This window comes from Arthrobacter sp. NPDC090010 (genome assembly GCF_044748305.1).
Classification (GTDB): domain Bacteria; phylum Actinomycetota; class Actinomycetes; order Actinomycetales; family Micrococcaceae; genus Arthrobacter_E.
The window spans coordinates 481,209-500,097 of record NZ_JBIVFT010000003.1 but is presented as its reverse complement, the minus strand read 5'-3'; the positions used below and the strand labels follow the sequence as shown (position 1 = coordinate 500,097).

Sequence of the window (18,889 nt, the reverse complement as noted above, 5' to 3'; positions counted from 1 at the left end):
TTGCATGTGTTAAGCACGCCGCCAGCGTTCATCCTGAGCCAGGATCAAACTCTCCAAAAAGAAATTCAAAACCCAGCAAACACCAACCACCACGGAGGTGATAGCCAGTGATTACCAAAAAACATTGGTATCAAAAAAACATGACACACTATTGAGTTCTCAAACAACAGACATCACAACAAACACACCACAAACATGGCGATCATCGAAGGATTCAAAGCCACCCAACTCCCGACGAAAAGAACCTCTCAGTCCCTCCCGCCCCCGTCGCGGCGACCTGATCAACTTTACACGGAGTGCGCCGTCCGCACAAATCGGAGGAGCCTATATCCGGTGTGACCCCCGGCACATGCCGCCACGCCGCGTCGTCGTGCATTTTCACCCGCCGGCAAGACGATGGTCACCTCGTAAGCTGGGCCCATGTGCGGACGCTATGTGATGGCGATGGACATCGAGGACCTCGCCGCCGAATACGAGGTGGATTACTTCCCCGAGGACCGCCGGCTCCCTGCGTCCTGGAACATCCCGCCCACCACGGACGTCCCGATTCTGCTGGAGCGGCTGATCGACGGCGCGCTCACCCGTCAGTTGCATATCGCCCATTGGGGACTGGTCCCCCGCTGGGCCAAGGACCAGGGCGTCGGCATCCGTGCGTTCAATGCGCGTAGCGAGACCGCGGCCGAGAAGCCGACATTCCGGGAAGCACTCACCGCCCGGCGCTGCGCCGTTCCCGCTGAGGGCTACTTCGAATGGCTCAAGGGCACCGGGACAGCCAAGCAGCCTTTCTATGTGCGCCCGACGACGACCCGGACGCTCACATTCGCGGGGCTCTATGAGTGGTGGCGTGATCTGAGCAAGGAGCCGGATGCCCCGGACGCCTGGCTGCTCTCCACCACCATCCTGACCATGCCCGCGCCGGCGCCCGACCACGAGGACCCCGTGCTCGCAGAGCTCGGGCGCCTCCACGACCGTCTGCCCATCGCCCTGGGCCGCGAAGCGCTGAAGGCCTGGCTCAATCCCCGGGAGAAGAACGGAGCCGGACTCCTGGAGATGATCCGTGCTCAAGGACATCGTGAAGCGAGCGGCTGGACCCTGAACCGCGCCGATCCCGCCGTCGGCAACGTCAGGAACAACTCGCCGGAGTTGCTCCAGGAGTCGGGCAATCTCTTCTGAAGAAGGTGACACCCAGCCCCGTCTGCTCTCATGGACATATGGACTCCCTCCCCGACCGCCGGACTCCCGGACACCGCAAGCCCTCGGTTCTTTTCGTCTGTGTCCACAATGCGGGGCGTTCCCAGATGGCTGCTGCTTTCGTGGCAGTGCTCGGAGAAGGTCGCATCGAGGTCAGATCCGCCGGGTCACAGCCCGCCGACCAGGTCAATCCGCCGGCCGTTGCCGCCATGGCCGAGCTCGGAATCGATCTCTCAGCCCAGACCCCCAAGATTCTCACCGCCGAGGCCGTGCAATCCTCCGACGTCGTGGTCACCATGGGGTGCGGAGACGCGTGCCCTTACTTCCCAGGCAAGCGTTACGAAGACTGGGTGCTGGACGACCCGGCGGGCCAGGGGCTCGAAGCGGTCCGGCCGATCCGCGACGAGATCAGGACCCGGGTGGAGGCGCTGATCTCCTCCTTGCGCCTTCCGGAAGGCTGAGCCCTCCGTCATTTCTTGGCCGTTCCTTGGAGGACGCCCTGCACTGTTGATCCCAGAGACCACACCGCAGGAAAGGAACAGCCGATGATCGAGGCCGGACGCTCCGGGAACGGTGGCATCGCATGATGCCCACCGTCGTGACCACCGGGCTGCTGCCCGACGCAGGTTCCATGTTGCACGCCTTCGGGCCCTGGGTCCTCCTGGGCATCGGACTGCTCATCTTCATCGAATCGGGCGTGCTGTTCCCCTTTCTTCCGGGGGACTCCTTGCTGGTCTCCGCCGCAATCCTGGCCGGCCAGCTGGGCATCGAGCCCTGGCAAGTGCTCCTGGTCGGGATCCCTGCGGCCATCCTGGGCGACCAGGCCGGTTATTGGCTCGGCCGACGCTTCGGGCGGAAGCTCTTCCGCCCGAACGCACGGGTCCTGAAGACGTCGCGCCTGGAGGAGACCGAACGGTTCTTCGCCCGCTACGGTGGTGTCTCCCTGATTCTCGGACGCTTCATCCCGGTCGTACGGACCTATGTCCCCTTGGTGGCAGGCACGGCACGGCTGAGCTACCGCCGCTTCCTGCTCTGGAACGTGGCGGGCGCCGTGCTCTGGGTGGCCGGAATGACAGGGATCGGGCTGGCGCTCGGGGGCATCCCGTTCGTGGTGAACAACATCGACGCCCTCATGATCCTGGTGATCGTGGTCTCGCTGCTGCCGGTGGTGATCGCCGCCGCAAGCCGTTTCTTCAAGAACCGCGCCGCCCGGGCCTCCGCTGACCCCGAAGAACTCCCCGAAAGGCAGACCACCCGATGACGGACAGGACGACGATGACGAAGCCCCTCGCGACCACAGGAATCTTCCGCCCGGCCCGCCACCCGCTCACCGCGGTCCTGGTCTCCCTGGCAAGCGGCGTGGTGCTGCTGGTGCTCGGGCTCGTCATGAAGGCGAACCCTGCGGACCTTCCCGTGGTGGTCGCCCTGAACCGGCATCACACGGGCCTGTGGGGCGCGCTCACCAGCGGCGTCTACAAGTCCCTCGAGCCCGTCTATGCCGTGATCCTCGTGGCGGTGCTGGCCGCTGTGGTGTGGGCGGTCTCCCGTTCCTTCCGGACGGCGGTGGCCTTCGGCGCCGTCGTCGCCGTGACGTGGCTGCCGTCCGCCGCACTGAAAGTGATCGTGGAGCGGCCACGGCCGGAGCTCAGCGCCCTGAGCCACCCGTTCTCGCCATGGCAGAGCGACGCGTCCTACCCCAGCGGGCACACGGCCTTCGTCGTCGCGCTGACCGTCGCCTTCTGCTTCCTGCTCCGCGGAACCCGTTGGGTTCCCCTGGTGATCGCCGTCGGCATCCTGGCCACCGTCGTCGTCGGCCTGTCCGTCATGACCAATGGCCTCCACTACCCCACCGACGTCCTCGCCTCTGTGCTCTGGTCGCTGGCGATGGCGCCGACGGCGCGCTGGCTCGTGGTGGATCTGGTGCTGGCCCGCTTCTGGAAGACCGGCCGACGGCGCGCCGCCTGATGTGACGTTCAGGTTCGCAGGCCCTCAGGCAGGTGTCCCGAGCCGGTAGCCCACACCCCGCACGGTCGTCACGAGGTCCCGGTCCGTCTTGCGGCGCAGGTAGTGCACGTAGGTCTCGACAGTCGTGGGGCTCTCGCCCTGCGCGAACACGGCCGTCAGCAGGTGTTCCCGGGAGAAGGTCCGTTCCGGCTCCGACGCCAGCAGTTCCAGCAGCGCCGACTCAGCCTCGGTGAGCATCACGCGCCCCGCGTACGGCGACTCGATGGAGTGGTCCCCGGGGAAGAACAGCCAGCTGCCGATCTCGACCCCGTGACCACGCCCCGAATAGTCCCTGGTCAGAGCCCGGAGCCGCGCATTGAGTTCGTCGAACTCGAAGGGTTTGACCAGATAGTCGTTCGCACCGGCGTCCAGACCCGCGACCTTGTCATGCACCTGTCCCAGGGCCGTCAGCATCAGAACGGGCGTGCTGATCCTCGCGCGCCGCAGTTCCCGGACCAGATCCTCGCCGCTCATGCCAGGAAGCCTCCTGTCGACCACCATGACGTCGAAGTAGCTCGCAAGCGCAGCCTCACGGGCTTCTTCGGCAGTGGGGCACAATCGCACCTCCCAGTCGACCGCGAGCACGCTCTGCATGATGGGGCCGAGCCGGGGATCGTCCTCGACCAGCAGCAACCGCCCGCTCATGCGCCTCCTCCTTCCGGGGCGAGCGGGAGGAGCAGTTCGAACACCGTGCCCTCGCGACCCGTCCGGGCCACCCGGACACTGCCGCCGTGGCGACCGGCGATCTCCTGAACCAGGGCCAGACCGATCCCGTGCCGAGTGCGCGATGTCCCGTCAGCGGCAGCGGGAGCCGACCCATGGGCGAAGCGGTCGAAGACACGCTCCGTTTCGATCCCGCTGATGCCCGCGCCTTGATCGGCGACGCTCACACAGACCATCCGGCCCCTCCTTTCAGCCTCCACGGTCACGGTGCCGCCCTCCGGAGAATGATCGATGGCGTTGTCCACCAACGCGAGCAGGCAACGGCGCACAGACGGCCCCGGCAGCGCCACCTCAGCATCCAACGGCTCGCCGGTCACCGTGACTCCGCGTGCCTCGGCCAGCAGGCGCAGATCGCTCAACACCTCCCGTGTCGAAGCGGCGAGAGATGCCCGGGCCGGCGGAGCGGCCGTCGCGCGGCCCGCCGCCGTCGAACTCTCCAGCATGTCATCGACGATCCCCGCCATGATCCGGGTGTCCTCCCGGAGCGCATCCGCGACAGGCCGGCGAGGGTCATCGGCAGGCAGCATTGCAGCCAATTGCTGAGCCCGGGCGTTCATGACCGCGAGCGGAGTCCGCAGCTCGTGACTCGCATCCGCAACGAAACGGCGTTGCATGCGGAAGGCGTCACTCAGCGGACGGACCGCACGGCGGGCGATCAGCCAGGCCGCCAGCCCGGCGCAGACCACGGCACCGAGCCCGACGATGATCCCGGCGACGCTCAGATCCACGGGATCCAGGAAGATCCGGACGTCCTCGGGTTTGTGGGGTTCGTTCAGCTTCGCCGGCCGGGTCTGCCAGAGCACGTACGCGATCGCGAGCAGACCACCGATGAGCACCAGCGCCGCGCACACCGCCGCCACCTGGTAACCGATCCTCGCCACCGAACGGCGATACTCCTGGTAGTCGGCACCCTGGGGCACGTCATTCCGCATGAGCCACGTCCTCTCCCACTCCGTCCGGCTTCATTCTCCCGTAACCGGGCACCACTATTCTGGATCTGGCCTGGACTTGGCCGTCTGCTGGAAGGACCACCGTGAACGAAACGCCCGCGCGGCCGATCCCCCGCGGCTCCGCCAGGGGCGTGTTTCTGGCGTTCCTGCGGCTCGGTGTCACCTCCTTCGGCGGTCCGGTCGCCCATCTGGGATATTTCCGTGCCGAGTTCGTGGAACGGCGACGCTGGCTGACGGACCGCGAGTACGCGGAGCTCGTGACGCTCTGCCAGTTCCTTCCGGGCCCCGCCTCCAGCCAGGTGGGGTTCGGCATCGGCCTGCACCGGGCAGGCTTCCGCGGCGCCCTGGCCGCCTTCGCGGCATTCACCGCGCCCTCCGCGGCTCTCATGGTGGCTTTCGCCTACGGAGCCTCCTGGTTCGGCGGGGCGGTGGGGGCCGGTGTCCTGACAGGACTGAAGATCGTGGCCGTGGCCATCGTCGCCCAGGCCGTCTGGGGCATGGGCCGCACCTTGGCTCCTGACCGACAGCGGGCGGCCATCGCGGTGCTCGCCGCCGTGGCAGCGCTGTTGTTCGCCGGTTCCCCGGGCCAGATCGGGGCGATCGTCCTCGGCGGCCTCGCAGGGGTGATCTTCTGCCGCGGCGGGGACCCACAGGCGGGCATCGCGCTGCGATTCCCCGTACGACGGCGGACCGGCGTCATCTGTCTGGCCGTCTTCGCCGCGCTGCTGCTCGGCGGCCCGTTGCTGGCGTGGGGAACGGGCAGCGGAGCGCTGACCTTGTTCGATGCGTTCTTCCGCGCCGGGGCGTTCGTCTTCGGCGGAGGGCACGTGGTGCTGCCCCTCTTGCAGGCAGGAGTGGTGGACCCGGGCTGGGTGAGCGATCAGCAGTTCCTCGCCGGCTACGGTGCGGCGCAGGCGGTACCGGGTCCGCTGTTCACCTTCGCCGCATACCTGGGCACCCTGGCAGGCGTCGGTCCCGGCGGCGTCCTCGGTGCCGTCGTCGCGCTCCTCGGCATCTTCCTGCCCGGTTTCCTGCTCCTCACCGGGGTACTCCCGTTCTGGGGTGCAGTGCAGCGCAGGTCCTGGGCTCAGGCCATGATGCGCGGGGCGAACGCCTCCGTGCTCGGCATCCTCACCGCGGCCCTGTACACACCCGTTTTCACGAGCGCCGTCACCGGGCCCGCATCCTTCGGCCTGGCCTTGCTCTGCTTCGTGCTCCTGGTGTCCTGGAAGCTCCCGCCGTGGACGGTGGTTTTGGTGGGAGCCGCCGGCGGCGTGCTGTCAGGCTGCCTGGCCGGCTGACAAGCGGCCCTGTTCAGCCGTCCGCGCGGGGCTTGGTGGCAACGATCGTGTCGGTGCACGGCACGTCGAACCCGGCTGCCCGTCCAGCGATTTGGCAGCCAGGACAAAGGCCAACCCCACGGCCCTCCGGGACGCTGGAAGTGCATCGACCGTCCCGGAACAGGGACCATCGCGATGCAGTCAAGGAGAAAACATGAACGAAAAGAAACCCCTCTCCCCGAAGAAGAAACTCGGGCTCGGACTCGCCGCCGGCGCCGTGACCGTCATCTCGCTCGGCGGGTTCGCGTCGGCCGCCTACGCGGCGTCTCCGACCCCCGCATCCGAGACGACGACGGCGACGACGAGCGACGGCGGTCACCACCGCGGAGGTTTCGAGGGCGGGCTGGCAAAGCAGCTCGCCGCGAAACTTTCGGTCAGCGAGACCAAGGTCGCCGATGCTCTCAAGGCGTTCCGTGAGGCGAACAAGCCCACAGACACCAAGCAGCAGGAGGCCTCGAAGACGCCCGAACAGCGCCAAGCGGATCAACAGGCCCGTGAGAAGGCCCTGACCGCTTCCCTCGCCAAGAGCCTCGGCCTCGACGAGTCCAAGGTCAGTGCCGCACTCACCGCGGTCCGCTCCGACGCCAAGACCGAGCGGACGGCCGAGCTGAAGTCCCGTCTGGATCAAGCCGTCAAGGACGGAAAGCTGAGCTCCTCCGAAGAGTCGGCTGTCCTGAAGGCGCAGAATCTGGGCCTGCTGGGCGGCCGCTGATCCACAGCGTCGTCGCGGAGCGCGCCCGCGACGGATGCGATATGAGCCTGTGCCCTTCCCCGGAAGGGCGCAGGCTCCCCGCAACCTTGTTTGGCATAGGCCAATATGTACTATTGAAATATGCTCATTCATCACCGTGGGACGGAAGCCGGGAAGTCTCCGATCACCGGCTCCACCGCCGGGGAGATTTCGGCGAGCGTCCGCGATCTCGTCGAACGCGGGGAGATCACAGGCGATGCGCAATTGCCGCCGGCCCGGCTGCTTGCCGAAATCCTCGGAGTGAACCGCAATACGGTGATCGCGGCGTACCGCCAGCTGGTGCAGGCCGGCATCGCCGTTACCCGGGGCCGTGGCGGGACCTGGATCCCCGGCTCCGCCCCGTTCGCAGTGGAGGGGTTCGCTCCCGACACCGTCCTGTCCGACGTGGGGAACGGAAACCCGAACGCCAAGCTCCTGCCGGACCTTTCAGGCGCACTGGCCTCTGTATCCGGAGCCCACGTGCTGTACGGGCAGGACGCCTGCGAACCCGGGCTGGCCGAGTGGGCTACGCGATGGATCTCGCAGGATCAGCCTCGCGAGTTCCGCCTGATGCTCTCGGCCGGAGCCGTCGACGGCGTCGAGCGTCTACTCTCCCAGGCACTCACGCACGGCGACGCGGTAGGCCTGGAAGATCCATGCTTCCTGAACAGCGTCCACACTGCGCACATCGCGGGGTACCGGGCGGTCCCCATTCCGATGGATGACGAAGGAATGACGACGGCGGGCCTTCGTGCGGCGTTGGCCGCCGGCGTGCGGGCCGTCGTCTGCACCCCCCGGGCCCACAACCCTACGGGCACGAGCATGACCGCCGCCCGCGCCGCCGAATTCCGGGAAATCCTCGCCGATCACCCGTACGTACTGGTCATCGAGGACGACCACTTCTCCATGCTCTCCACTCACGACTACAACACGATCATCGGCGAAGGGCACCGCCGGTGGGCCCTCGTGCGTTCGGTCTCGAAATTCCTCGGGCCGGACCTCCGGCTGGCCTTCATCGCCACCGACACTGAAACAGCCACCCGCCTGGCTTCGCGACTGAACCCCGGCACCACCTGGGTGAGTCACCTGCTCCAGCGCCTGGCACTCCACCAGCTCTCCAACCCGGCCGTGCGGCGGGAGATTTCGCACGCCCGGGCAGAGTACGCCCGGCGTAACGCGGCGTTCTCCGCTCTTCTGACGGACCGGGGAATCCCCGTGACGACCCAGGACGGCCTGAACGTGTGGATCGATGTCGACGGCAGCGCGCGAAGCGTGGCGGAACGCCTGATGCGCCGAGGCTGGCTCGCCCGGACCGGCGAAGAGTTCTCACTGGGGGCGGACGACGACGCGTCGCGGCATCTCCGGCTGACCATTCACGACCTCGACCCGTCCACCATGTCGGCGCTGGCGGATGACCTGGCCGCCGCGCTCCCCGCGGCGGCCTCATCCGCGCCAGGCGGAGAACGACGACGATGATCATCCGGCCGAGAAGGAGCAAACTCTCATGACCACGGTCTCCGCCCTGTACAACTATCCGATCAAAGGGATGACTGAGCAGGCTCTCGCCGAAGTCCCCCTGCGAACCGGACAGGGGTTCCCGTTCGACCGCGAAATCGCCCTGGCCCGTCCCGCCGGCCGGTACCGGCCGGGCATGGCCCACGGCATCTCCAAGACCGAGTTCTACGTCCTCGTCTCAGAAGCCCGACTGGCCGGCCTCAGCACCCATCTGGATCCGGGCACGGACCGGCTCATCGTCCGGGTACGCGGCAACCGCGTTCTGGACGTCGACCTCAGCACCCGGGAAGGCCGCGACGCCGTCCTGCGGTTCTACGCGCGAGTGCTCGATCTGCCTGCCGACGTCGAGCCCGTGTTCGCGCGCGATGAGGGCCGCCGGTTCACCGACACCGCCCACAACTCAGATCGTCAGATGAACTTCATCTCGCTGATCAACCTCGCCACGGTCCGCGATTTCTCGGAGCGGGTGGGCCAGGAGATCGACCCGCTCCGGTTCCGTGCCAACATCTACATCGACGGCCTGGCACCGTGGCAGGAATTCACCTTGCTCGGGCGCGAATTCCGGCTCGGGGACATCACTTTCCGGGGCACCAAGCCGACCGGCCGGTGCGCCGCCACCGAAGTCCAGCCCGGCACCGGACGCCGAGACCTCCCCGTCCCCCAGCTGCTCACCCAGAGCTACGGCCATCAATTCATGGGGATCTACGTCGAAACGGTCACTGACGGCCTCCTGGAACCGGGCGCCGAACTCACCGTAGGAGATCTCGTTGGCTGAAACACTCGAACTCATCCTCGCGGAGCGCGAAGAGCTGACCCCGTATGTGACCCGGTTCGTGCTGCGCTCGCCCACGGGAGCCACCCTGCCCGGCTACAGCGCCGGAGCCCACCTGACCCTGACCACGCCCTCGGGCGAGAAACGCAGTTACAGTCTGGTCGAAGCCGGTGAGCAGCAGCCCACGGAGTACACGGTCTGCGTGCGGCGCGAAGACCAGGGGCGCGGCGGCTCCCTGAGCATGCACCGGCATGCCAGGATCGGTGACACTCTGACCGTGTCCGGCCCCCACAACTCCTTCGGCCTTGAACCGGCCCGACGCTACCTGCTGATCGCCGGAGGGATCGGGGTCACGCCGATCCGGTCCATGGCGAACGAGCTGCGCCGGAATGAGGACGCAATAGTCGACGTCGTCTACCTGAGCAGGAGCCGGGATGACACGGCATTCGCCGAGGAGTTCGAACAGAGCGGCGCCGTGGTCCATCACAGCGCCGTCCAGGGCCGCTTCGATCTGTGGCCCCTCCTGGCCGAGCCGGACGAGGACACCCGGGTGTACTGCTGTGGGCCTCAGCCCCTCATCGACGACCTTCTGGCCCTGACGATGCACTGGCGGCCCAGCCGGGTCCACGTCGAGGACTTCGCCGGAGTCGATGCACTCGGTGGCCGTCAGGTGCCGTTCCAGGCCGTCTGGGAACCGACGGGGGAACAGATCACCGTCCCGGCCGGCCGCTCCTTGCTGCACACGCTGCGTGACCACGGAATCCGGGTGCCTTCGTCCTGTGAGTCGGGCACCTGCGGAAGCTGCCGCATCCGCCTCATCTCCGGAGAAGCCGACCACCGCGATCTCGTACTCACCGAGGACGAACGATCCCGGTACATGATGCCGTGCGTGTCGCGGGCCGCAGGTCCCGAGGTCAGCGTTGCACCGGACGGCTTCGAAGACCCGCCGCACTGAGTTCCGGACGGAAGCGACAGCCCTTCGGGAATTCTTGTCAGCCCCTCTGTCGTAGACTGGATTCAATCGAACATATGTTCGATGGCGAGCTTTCGCGAAGAGGCACGTCGTCGGTCACGGTATCTCCCGGAGGTTCATCATGGGCGCCTTCACCCAGGGTCTCGCTGTCAGCTGCGATCGTCTGAAGATCCCGGCCTCCGTCCACTACGACGGGCGGGAGTACCGGGTCTGCGCACCGCCGAGCCGGTGGTACACACGCCGGGCCCAATGGGCCGGGAACAGCGGGGAGCGAAACAGCGGACAACAACACGGCGGAGAGCAACACGGCGGAGAGCAGGAGCATGCCGCCGCGCCGGTGGACTACGAGATCTGGCGGGTCCAGCTGGTCCGGGACCTCACGGGACAGGAGCTCACACTCGACCTCGCCCACTACACCGAGCCGGACCGCTGGCGGCTGATCAAAGTGCATGACACCCCCGCACTGCATCAGGGTGAACCAGCCGACGACGGCGGGCTGGCCACCGTCCACTACGCGGACTTCACGCACGGCCTTCAGGCGCGAAACCGGGTCTGAATCGCAGGCAGTCTCCGGTCAGTCATGAGCTTCACCCATCTTCACGTCGCCACGAGCAGCGGCATCGGATCGTCATCATCCGAGGAACTGGCGGCAGCCGCCTCCCGCGACGGTGCCACCTCCCTCGCCTGCACAGACCACGACGGACTGTACGGCGCGGTCAAACACCTCCAAGCCTGTCTTCATCACGGCCTCCAGCCGGTCCTCGGAGTGAATCTCGCCGTCGTCGAGGACAGCGAGGAGGGCCCACGACGGCGCGTGAGCGGCCGCGTGGTGATCCTCGCCCACGGCGGCGGATCCGGAGGCCAAGGAACCCACGTTCCACAGGGTGCAGGCTACCGGGCGTTGTGCCGCCTGGTCTCGGACGCGCATGCTCACACCACCGGACGGTCCGGCGGGAAGACGCCGGTGGGCGTGACCCGCCGGGAACTCGCAGCACGAGCCGTCGATCCCGAAAGCGGGCTTCCCGTACTGACAGTCCTCCTGGGCCCCGAGTCCGACGTCGGCCTCGCCATGTACGGCAGCAGGTACCTGAAACCTCGCACCCTGTTCAAGGAGTGGCTCGCCGTACTGCCCACCGGGACCCTGGCCGCAGAGCTGGTGAGCCATCCCGCCTCCCCGAAGACCGGCGGCACCTCGAACCAACCACCGGTCCGCATGCTCAAACTCGCCCGGGAGCACCGGGTGCCGGCGATCCTCAGCAACGCCGTCCGCCATCTCGGCCCCGAGCAAGAACACGACCTCCCGACGAACCGTCCGAACCCTCCCACCGGGGCGTATCTGAAAACGTCTGCCGAGATGACCCGGCTGGCCCACGAGATCGTGTACGCAGCGGATCTGCGCACGAGCGATCTGCATCAGCTGCTCGGCGACACCGAGAAACTGGCCGAACGCTGCCGCCTGGATCCGTCTGAGGACCTCGGCTGGACCAGACGCCTCCTGCCCGAACCCACAGTCCTGGGCGTCGGGCAGGACGCCCAGTCCGAGCTCGCCGCCCAGTGTGAAGCCGGGATGAAACTCCGCTTCCCGGGCCTGGCCGGCACGGAGGCCCCGCTCGTGCAGGACCGCCTGCAGCGAGAACTCGACATCATCGGGCGCCTCGGCTTTGCACCGTACTTCCTGACCGTCGCCGAAGTCGCCCGCACCATCTCCGGCCTCGGCGTCCGTGCCACCGTGCGCGGCACGGCCGTATCCAGCCTGGTCAACCATCTCCTGGGGATCTCTCCGGTGAATCCGCTGCGGCACGGCCTGCTGTTCGAGCAGTTTCTGCTCGACGAGCCCGCCCGCAGTGCCGAGCTGGACCACTCGCTGCCGAACATCGCATTCGAGGTCGACCCGGAGAGGAGCCGCGAAGTCCACCAGGCGCTGTTCAAACGCTTCGGCAGAGAACGGACGGTCCTTGTCGGCACCAGGAAGACCCGCCAGGCCCCGGATGACGGGATCTCCCCGGGAAACGTCTCAGAACTGGGCGTCGAGCTGCCGCAACCGGGCCCGCAGCGTTCCATGGACCCGTGCGGGATCATCGTCGGTGATGCAGGCCTTCTCAGCCGCACCCCGGTCCAGCCAGGTCCGCTGCGACTGCCGCTGAGTCAGTTCGGGCGACAGGACGCCGAGGCGTTGGGCCTGATGACGGTGGAGATCCGGAGCGCGCCGGCTCAGCGCCTCATCTCTCACGTTCTGCAGGAGATCGGACGTCACCATCCCGACGCTGCGGAGATCGACATCGACGCCATCCCGCTGGACGACGGTCCAGCCTTCGCGCTCATAGGCTCTGCCGACAGCCTGGGCTGCTTCCAGGACGAGATGCCCGGCCAGCGTGAGTTCGTGGGCGCCATGGCACCCAGGGATTTCACGGAGTTGGTGGCGGCGACGTCGATCTGCCGCCCAGGACCGGTGCGAGGCACCACCATCCCCCTGCTGTTCGAGCACCGTCATGGTTTCACGAACCCCGACGACTCTCATCCGGACCTGCAGCCCGTCCTCGCGGAGACGCACGGCATGCTGCTCTTCCACGAGCAGGTCCTGAGAATCTTCGACATCATGACCGGCTGCGGCCTCTCGCTGGCAGACCAGTTCCGCCGCGCCCTCCCGGACCCATTGCACCAGGACAAGGTGGCCCGGTACTTCGCCGAGCAGGCCGCGGCACGGGGATACCCGGACGGAGTCGTGCGCGAAATCTGGAAGGACCTGCGCTCCACCGCCGGGCTCACCTTCTCCAAGGCCAATGGGGTGGCCCTCACCCTCCCCGGCTATCAGGCGGCCTGGCTCAAGGCTCATCATCCGGAGGCATTCCTGAGCGGGCTCTGGGAGCACGAACCGGAGAGGTACCCCCGTCCCGCCCTGCTGGCCGAGGCTCGGCGAATGGGCGTCCCCGTCCTGCCGCTCGACGTCAACCGCAGCAGCGATCGGTGCCGGACGGAGCGCATCGACGGCCCGGCGAACGCGGAAGAGCGCAGCTTGGAAGTACCCAGTGCGGATCAACCCAGCGCGGATCAACCCAGTGCGAAAGCATTCGGCATCCGCCGGAGCCTGACGGACATCCCAGGACTCTCCGGCGCCGAGCTGGCACGACTACTCGCAGGGCAGCCATACGCCTCCCTGGAGGACCTCCATTCCCGAGCGGAGCTGTCCCGCACCACCATCCGGCGTCTCGCCGAGTCCGGGGCACTGGATTCTCTGCACCGTCCCAATGAAGGAGAACCGATCGGCTCGGAGCTGGTCAGGCAACTGCAGCGACTGACCACTGCACCTCCCGGCAAGCGGCGTGAACAGATGGGCGGCCAGCTGCTCCTCCCACTCGACGAGGAGCAGCAAGCACCGGCCTGACAGCCATCTGGCCCACGGCCTTCGACTAAACGATCGCCGCGTCCGCCAGTTCCAGGGCCCGGTCGATCACGGCGAGCGCTTCACGAAGCTGCTCATCCGGGATGTTGAGGGCTGGAACCACATGGATGCGGTTGAAGTTGGCGAAGGGCAGCACCCCACCGGCCTTGATCTCCGCGATCACGGCGTTCATTTCGGGGCTGGACCCGCCATAGGCGGCCAGCGGTTCACGGCTCTCACGGTCACGCACCAGCTCGATGGCCCAGAACACCCCGGATCCACGCACATCGCCCACGCTCGGGTGCTTGGCCTTCATCTCCTCCAGCGCCGGACGGATGATCTCCTCCCCCAGCCTCTTGGCGTTCCCCACCAGGCCTTCCTCCCGCATGGTCTCGATGGTCGCCACGGCGGCGGCACAGGCGAGAGGGTGACCCGAGTAGGTCAGTCCGCCGGGGTAGGAGCGCTGGCGGAAGGTGTCGAACACCGGGTCCGCGATGATCACGCCGCCCAGGGGCACGTACCCGGAGTTCACACCCTTGGCAAAGGTGATCAGGTCCGGCGTCACGCCCCAGCGGTTGATCGCGAACCACTCGCCGGTCCGTCCGAAGCCCGCCATGACCTCGTCCGCGATGTAGAGGATGCCGTACTTTCGGGTGAGTTCGCGGACGCCTTCCAGGTACCCCGCGGGCGGGCCGTAGATGCCGGCCGTACCGGGCACCGACTCCAGGATCACGGCGGCCACGTTCCCCGCGCCCTCCAGGACGATCATGTCCTCCAGGTGCCTGAGCGCCCGCTCGGTCTCCTCGGCCTCAGTGGTGGCCCCGAAGTAGGAGCGGTACAGGTAAGCGGGCAGGAAATGCACGACGCCGGAGTCCCCGTTGTCGTTCGGGAAACGCCGCGGGTCTCCCGTGACGTTCACGGCGAGCTCGGTGCCGCCGTGATAGCTGCGGTAGGCGGAGAAGACCTTGCGACGGCCGGTGTGCAGGCGGGCCATCCGGATGGCGTGTTCCACTGCGTCCGCGCCGCCGTTGGTGAAGAACACGTGGTTCAGCCCTTCGGGCGCAAGGTCGGTGATGAGGCGGGCCGCCTCGGAACGCGCATCGTTCACATGTTGCGGGGCGATGGTGCACAGCTTCCCGGCCTGGGCGTGGATCGCGGCCACCACTCTGGGGTGCTGATGACCGATGTTCGTATTGACCAGCTGGCTGGACAGGTCGATCAAGCGACGGCCTTCACCGTCCCAGACCTCCGAACCGGAGGCCTTGAGGATGGTCATGGGGGCCAATGTGTCCTGGGCGGACCAGGAGTGGAAGACGTGCGCACGGTCCAGTTCGTAGGCGCGGCGTCCCGCTTCGATCTCATCGGCCGTGGGTGGCAGGGTCTCCGTGCCGGGAAGTGTTTCAGCGCTCATGGCGTGTTCCTTTGCTCTGCGAAGCCGAATCAGGCGTTGGTGGGGAAGCCGAGGTTCAGGCCGCCGTGGCTGGGATCCTGCCAACGGGTCGTGACCACCTTGCCGCGGGTGAAGAAGTGCACGCCTTCGGTGCCGTAGGCGTGTGAATCGCCGAAGAGCGAGTTCTTCCAGCCGCCGAAGGAGTAGTAGGCCATGGGCACCGGGATGGGCACATTGATCCCGATCATGCCGACGGTGACCTCGTTCTCGAAACGGCGCGCTGCTCCGCCGTCGTTGGTGAAGATCGCGGTGCCGTTGCCGTACGGGTTGGAGTTGACCAGCTCCAGGCCGTCGTCGAAGCTCTCGACGCGGACCACCGAGAGGACCGGACCGAAGATCTCGTCCTGGTAGATGCTCATCTCCGGGGTGACCCGGTCGAACAGGGTCGGGTTGAGGAAGAAGCCGTCGCCTTCGGCGTCCGGGCTCGGGTTCCGGCCGTCGATGACCAGGGTGGCGCCCGCCTCCACGCCGGCGTCGATGTATCCGGCGACCTTGTCCCGGTGGGCGGCGGTGATGAGCGGTCCCATGTCGCAGCCGCGGGTGCCGTCGCCGATGCGAAGGGTGCGGGTGCGCTCGGCGATCTTGGCGATCAGTTCGTCGGCGATGGAGTCGACGGCGACCAAGGCGGACACCGCCATGCAGCGCTCACCCGCAGCGCCGAAACCGGCGTTCACGGCGGCGTCGGCGGCCAGATCCAGGTCGGCGTCGGGAAGCACCAGCATGTGGTTCTTGGCACCGCCCAGGGCCTGGACACGCTTGCCGGACGCCGTGCCGCGCTCGTAGACGTACTTGGCGATCGGGGTCGAGCCGACGAAGGAGACGGAGGAGACCTGGGGGGAATCCAGGATCGCGTCCACGGACTCCTTGTCACCGTGCACCACATTGAACACGCCGTCCGGCAGACCGGCTTCCTTCCACAGCGCCGCGAGCCAGTTGGCCGCGGTCGGGTCCTTCTCGCTGGGCTTGAGCACGATCGTGTTGCCGGCGGCGATGGCCACCGGGAAGAACCACATGGGCACCATGGCCGGGAAGTTGAAGGGCGAGATGATGGCGGAGACCCCGAGCGGCTGACGGATGGAGTGCACGTCCACCTTGGTGGAGGCGTTCTCCGTGTAGCCGCCCTTGATCAGGTGCGGGATGCCGCAGGCGAACTCCACGACTTCCTGGCCGCGGGCGATCTCACCGAGTGCGTCCTCCAGGACCTTGCCGTGTTCGGCCGTGATGATGGCGGCGAGCTCACCCTTGCGGGCGTTGAGGAGCTCGCGGAAGGCGAAGAGGATCTGGACGCGGCGGGCCAGCGACGTGTCCCGCCAGGCGGGGAACGCCGCAGCGGCGGCAGCGATGCCTTCCTCCGTGGTGGCCTTGCTCGCAAGGGCCACCCGGGAGGTGACCTTGCCGGTGGCGGGGTTGGTGACATCGCCGAAACGGGCGCCGTCGCCCTCGGTGGTGGTCCCATTGATCCAGTGCTGAACGGTCTGCATGGAGAGGTCCTTTCACGAAAGTGTTCTGCACTCATCGTGTGCTTCTGATCACGCCCACGCACCTGACATGTTGTTCCGAAATCTTTCATCACTCATACACTGTGTCCATGACCAAGGCACCTCAGCGCCCCCTGACGGTCCGCGACGCCCTCTCGCTGCCCGCCCTCGCCGCCGGAAATCCAGAGGTCCTCTCGGGCCCGGAAGGGCTGGACGCCCCCGTCCGCTGGGTGCACATCGCCGAAGAGGCGGAAGCCGGCGACCTCCTGGAAGGCGGCGAGCTCGTCCTCACCACGGGTCTCGCCTTCCGGCACTCCACCGAGCTCACCACCGAGTTCCTGCGGCGTTTCCACGTGGCCGGGGCGGCCGCCGTCGTCGTCGAATTAGTGGACGACGACGGCGCCCCTGACTCAGCGGCGATCCGCACCTTGCGCGCCGCAGCCACGGCGGTGGCAGCCCCGTTGGTGCTGCTCAGCCACCGCGTACGCTTCGTCCAGGTCACCGAGGACGCGCACCGGGCGCTGATGGACCAGCAGCTGATCCGCTTGGAACGGGCCCGCCGCGTCCACGAGGTCTTCACCGGACTGAGTCTGGAGAACGCGGGCGAGAGCCGGATCGTCGGCACCACGGCGGATCTGCTGGGGACTCCGGTGGTCTTCGAAGACCCGGCCCATCTGGTGCTCAGCTATGCAAACCACGGACAGGATCCTTCGCGGCTCCTGGACGACTGGACGGGCCGCTCCCGCTTCGTCGGGTATCTCAGCCATACCGGCTTCGGAAATGGCGGCGAGCGGTGGCTCCAGACCCCTGTCGGGCTGAAAGGGCAGCGCTGGGGGCGACTCGTGGCCCCTGAGCTCACCGGAGAGCAGGCATCACATTCCAGGCCGGACACCGATGCAGCCCGGGACTGGGATCTGACCGACGCCCTTCAAGTCCTGGAACGAGCCGGGCAGGCCTTGACGATGGCACGAATGGCCGGCCGTGACCGCCGGGAGCTCCTGTTCCAGGCTCGCACCGGCCTGGTTCAGGACCTGCGCCAGGCCACGCCGCCCAGCGAGGAGGAGGCGCTGGCCCGGGCGCGCTCCCTGGGACTGTCCCCCGGGGCCGGGTACGTCCCGGTCGTGGCACGGCTCGACGAACCACGGGACGGCAACGGCCCGGGCGATGCGACCGCCGTCCAGCTCCGCGAACGCGCCTTCCTCGACGGCCTGCAGGAATGGGCGCAGCGGGACCGCCAGGCCGTTCTCGCTGCGAGCCTCCACGCAGGCTCGGTGGCCGTCCTGCTCGGCCTCCCGGCCCTGGAGCTTGAGGACGCCTCGCTGCACCGGCTGGCGGCGGGCCTGCGGGTCGCCGGACTCAGCTGGACCCTGGGCGTCGGCCAGGCCGAGCGATCACTGCTCGCCGCAGCACGGGGGCTCGACGATGCGGACCTCGTCGCGGAGACGGCGGCCACCCTCGGTTCGCGGGAACTCCCCTTCCATCGCTTCAGCGATGTCCGGCTCCGCGGCCTACTGGCGCTGCTCGCCCAGGATCCCCGTGTGAGGTCCTTCGCCCTGGCGGAGCTGGCGCCACTGCTGGAACCCTCGGCACCGGAACTACTGGGCCTCCTGACGGATTACCTGGAACACGGCGGCAATATGTCAGCCCTTGCGCGGGTCAGGTCCGTGAGCCGCCAGGCCCTCTACGCACAGGTCAAACGGCTGGAAACGCTCCTCGGGGTCTCCCTGGACGACGCCGAGTCGCGGGCGTCCCTCACCGTCGCCCTGCTCTGGCACCGCCTCGCCACCCGCTGAGGCCGATGCTGGGCTCAAGCCTCCCGACGGCGGCCGATCCCTCGTTCCAGACCGGCCGCGATGCGCCCGAGAAGCTCGATCGCCTGCTCCTGTTCGCCTGGATCGAGGTCCGCCACGACCGCCTCTTCCAGTTCACGCCAGGCGGCCTCCACGCCGGGGCGAAGGCCCTTGCTGGCAGTGGTCGCGGTGACGATGACCGAACGGCCGTCGGTAGGGCTGGGGGCCGTGCGGACGAACCCGGCATGTTCAAGGCGGCGGATCGTCCTGGTGATGGTGGCGGCGTCGGAGCCCAGCATTCGCACCAGATCCGCCTGCCGCTGCGGCCCGGCATCCCAGAGCTGCATCATGACGAGCTCCTGGGAGAGATGCAGGCCCACCGGCTTGAGGAGCTGAGCAGCGAGACTCTTGTGCAGCCGGGCCACCTGCACGATGGCGTGTCCGACCCGTCCTGCGTCAGCCAGCCCATCGGCCAGCGATCCACCCGCACCATCAACACTCTGCGATTCCACCTCAGCCATGGCCGTCATTCTAGTCAGCCGTAGATCCTCGGCATTTACTTGTCCGGACAGGAATATTCTCGGAAAGACGCCG

At 67.5% G+C, this 18,889-nt stretch carries 17 protein-coding genes and 1 rRNA gene; 12 read left to right on the top strand and 6 right to left on the bottom strand.

Annotated elements, in window-relative coordinates:
- A 16S ribosomal RNA gene (locus ACIPXZ_RS07755) occupies positions 1 to 60 on the bottom strand; the annotation flags it as partial.
- Between the two features lie 360 nt (positions 61 to 420).
- On the opposite strand from ACIPXZ_RS07755, the gene ACIPXZ_RS07750 reads away from it, so the two are divergent.
- From ACIPXZ_RS07750 to ACIPXZ_RS07735, 4 genes are all read left to right on the top strand, one after another.
- Positions 421 to 1,173, top strand: coding sequence for an SOS response-associated peptidase (locus ACIPXZ_RS07750; RefSeq protein WP_400591922.1), 753 nt, complete (start codon positions 421 to 423; stop codon positions 1,171 to 1,173).
- A gap of 38 nt (positions 1,174 to 1,211) precedes the next feature.
- Positions 1,212 to 1,652: an arsenate reductase ArsC gene (locus tag ACIPXZ_RS07745; RefSeq protein WP_400591920.1), complete on the top strand. Its 441-nt coding sequence runs from the start codon at positions 1,212 to 1,214 to the stop codon at positions 1,650 to 1,652.
- A 125-nt stretch (positions 1,653 to 1,777) separates the two neighbouring features.
- A complete protein-coding gene (locus ACIPXZ_RS07740) occupies positions 1,778 to 2,452 on the top strand; it encodes a DedA family protein (protein ID WP_400591985.1) in 675 nt (224 codons plus the stop codon).
- Between the two features lie 14 nt (positions 2,453 to 2,466).
- Positions 2,467 to 3,156 (top strand): phosphatase PAP2 family protein, encoded by a 690-nt coding sequence (locus tag ACIPXZ_RS07735; RefSeq protein WP_400591919.1) that lies wholly within the window; start codon positions 2,467 to 2,469, stop codon positions 3,154 to 3,156.
- 24 nt (positions 3,157 to 3,180) lie between these two features.
- On the opposite strand, the gene ACIPXZ_RS07730 is transcribed toward ACIPXZ_RS07735, so the two are convergent.
- Positions 3,181 to 3,840: a response regulator transcription factor gene (locus ACIPXZ_RS07730; protein WP_400591917.1), complete on the bottom strand. Its 660-nt coding sequence runs from the start codon at positions 3,838 to 3,840 to the stop codon at positions 3,181 to 3,183.
- Complete coding sequence (locus tag ACIPXZ_RS07725) at positions 3,837 to 4,850, bottom strand: sensor histidine kinase (protein WP_400591915.1); 1,014 nt, start codon at positions 4,848 to 4,850, stop codon at positions 3,837 to 3,839. The genes ACIPXZ_RS07730 and ACIPXZ_RS07725 overlap by 4 nt, the downstream gene beginning before the upstream one ends.
- A 101-nt stretch (positions 4,851 to 4,951) precedes the next feature.
- Between ACIPXZ_RS07725 and chrA the strand changes: the two genes are divergently transcribed.
- From chrA to ACIPXZ_RS07690, 7 genes are all read left to right on the top strand, one after another.
- On the top strand, positions 4,952 to 6,169 hold the full coding sequence (gene chrA, locus ACIPXZ_RS07720) for a chromate efflux transporter (protein ID WP_400591913.1): 1,218 nt from the start codon (positions 4,952 to 4,954) through the stop codon (positions 6,167 to 6,169).
- 193 nt (positions 6,170 to 6,362) lie between these two features.
- Complete coding sequence (locus tag ACIPXZ_RS07715; protein ID WP_400591912.1) at positions 6,363 to 6,920, top strand: hypothetical protein; 558 nt, start codon at positions 6,363 to 6,365, stop codon at positions 6,918 to 6,920.
- Positions 6,921 to 7,040: 120 nt separating this feature from the next.
- Positions 7,041 to 8,414, top strand: coding sequence for an aminotransferase class I/II-fold pyridoxal phosphate-dependent enzyme (locus tag ACIPXZ_RS07710; RefSeq protein WP_400591910.1), 1,374 nt, complete (start codon positions 7,041 to 7,043; stop codon positions 8,412 to 8,414).
- Between the two features lie 28 nt (positions 8,415 to 8,442).
- Positions 8,443 to 9,228, top strand: coding sequence for an MOSC domain-containing protein (locus tag ACIPXZ_RS07705; protein WP_400591909.1), 786 nt, complete (start codon positions 8,443 to 8,445; stop codon positions 9,226 to 9,228).
- Positions 9,221 to 10,180 carry a PDR/VanB family oxidoreductase gene (locus tag ACIPXZ_RS07700; RefSeq protein WP_400591907.1) on the top strand — a complete coding sequence of 320 codons (960 nt, stop codon included), beginning with the start codon at positions 9,221 to 9,223 and terminating at the stop codon, positions 10,178 to 10,180. Before ACIPXZ_RS07705 ends, ACIPXZ_RS07700 begins: the two co-directional genes overlap by 8 nt.
- A gap of 139 nt (positions 10,181 to 10,319) precedes the next feature.
- Positions 10,320 to 10,754, top strand: a complete 435-nt coding sequence (locus ACIPXZ_RS07695) for a hypothetical protein (protein WP_400591905.1) — start codon at positions 10,320 to 10,322, stop codon at positions 10,752 to 10,754.
- Positions 10,755 to 10,778: 24 nt separating this feature from the next.
- On the top strand, positions 10,779 to 13,580 hold the full coding sequence (locus ACIPXZ_RS07690; protein ID WP_400591904.1) for a PHP domain-containing protein: 2,802 nt from the start codon (positions 10,779 to 10,781) through the stop codon (positions 13,578 to 13,580).
- 25 nt (positions 13,581 to 13,605) lie between these two features.
- Here ACIPXZ_RS07690 and ACIPXZ_RS07685 read toward each other — a convergent pair whose 3' ends face one another.
- A complete protein-coding gene (locus ACIPXZ_RS07685; RefSeq protein WP_400591902.1) occupies positions 13,606 to 14,988 on the bottom strand; it encodes an aspartate aminotransferase family protein in 1,383 nt (460 codons plus the stop codon).
- A gap of 29 nt (positions 14,989 to 15,017) precedes the next feature.
- Positions 15,018 to 16,508 carry a CoA-acylating methylmalonate-semialdehyde dehydrogenase gene (locus ACIPXZ_RS07680; protein WP_400591900.1) on the bottom strand — a complete coding sequence of 497 codons (1,491 nt, stop codon included), beginning with the start codon at positions 16,506 to 16,508 and terminating at the stop codon, positions 15,018 to 15,020.
- A gap of 107 nt (positions 16,509 to 16,615) precedes the next feature.
- On the opposite strand from ACIPXZ_RS07680, the gene ACIPXZ_RS07675 reads away from it, so the two are divergent.
- Positions 16,616 to 18,298 carry a PucR family transcriptional regulator gene (locus ACIPXZ_RS07675; RefSeq protein WP_400591898.1) on the top strand — a complete coding sequence of 561 codons (1,683 nt, stop codon included), beginning with the start codon at positions 16,616 to 16,618 and terminating at the stop codon, positions 18,296 to 18,298.
- A 14-nt stretch (positions 18,299 to 18,312) separates the two neighbouring features.
- On the opposite strand, the gene ACIPXZ_RS07670 is transcribed toward ACIPXZ_RS07675, so the two are convergent.
- Positions 18,313 to 18,816, bottom strand: coding sequence for a MarR family winged helix-turn-helix transcriptional regulator (locus ACIPXZ_RS07670; protein WP_400591897.1), 504 nt, complete (start codon positions 18,814 to 18,816; stop codon positions 18,313 to 18,315).
- Positions 18,817 to 18,889 lie beyond the last annotated feature (73 nt).

Coding starts and splice junctions, on each gene's coding strand:
- ACIPXZ_RS07690 (WP_400591904.1), top strand. CDS start 10,779: ATGAGCTTCACCCATCTTCACGTCGCCACGAGCAGCGGCATCGGATCG.
- ACIPXZ_RS07715 (WP_400591912.1), top strand. CDS start 6,363: ATGAACGAAAAGAAACCCCTCTCCCCGAAGAAGAAACTCGGGCTCGGA.
- ACIPXZ_RS07675 (WP_400591898.1), top strand. CDS start 16,616: ATGACCAAGGCACCTCAGCGCCCCCTGACGGTCCGCGACGCCCTCTCG.
- ACIPXZ_RS07710 (WP_400591910.1), top strand. CDS start 7,041: ATGCTCATTCATCACCGTGGGACGGAAGCCGGGAAGTCTCCGATCACC.
- ACIPXZ_RS07680 (WP_400591900.1), bottom strand. CDS start 16,508: ATGCAGACCGTTCAGCACTGGATCAATGGGACCACCACCGAGGGCGAC.
- ACIPXZ_RS07725 (WP_400591915.1), bottom strand. CDS start 4,850: ATGCGGAATGACGTGCCCCAGGGTGCCGACTACCAGGAGTATCGCCGT.
- ACIPXZ_RS07750 (WP_400591922.1), top strand. CDS start 421: ATGTGCGGACGCTATGTGATGGCGATGGACATCGAGGACCTCGCCGCC.
- ACIPXZ_RS07740 (WP_400591985.1), top strand. CDS start 1,778: ATGCCCACCGTCGTGACCACCGGGCTGCTGCCCGACGCAGGTTCCATG.
- ACIPXZ_RS07670 (WP_400591897.1), bottom strand. CDS start 18,816: ATGGCTGAGGTGGAATCGCAGAGTGTTGATGGTGCGGGTGGATCGCTG.
- ACIPXZ_RS07685 (WP_400591902.1), bottom strand. CDS start 14,988: ATGAGCGCTGAAACACTTCCCGGCACGGAGACCCTGCCACCCACGGCC.
- ACIPXZ_RS07745 (WP_400591920.1), top strand. CDS start 1,212: ATGGACTCCCTCCCCGACCGCCGGACTCCCGGACACCGCAAGCCCTCG.
- ACIPXZ_RS07695 (WP_400591905.1), top strand. CDS start 10,320: ATGGGCGCCTTCACCCAGGGTCTCGCTGTCAGCTGCGATCGTCTGAAG.
- ACIPXZ_RS07735 (WP_400591919.1), top strand. CDS start 2,467: ATGACGAAGCCCCTCGCGACCACAGGAATCTTCCGCCCGGCCCGCCAC.
- ACIPXZ_RS07705 (WP_400591909.1), top strand. CDS start 8,443: ATGACCACGGTCTCCGCCCTGTACAACTATCCGATCAAAGGGATGACT.
- ACIPXZ_RS07730 (WP_400591917.1), bottom strand. CDS start 3,840: ATGAGCGGGCGGTTGCTGCTGGTCGAGGACGATCCCCGGCTCGGCCCC.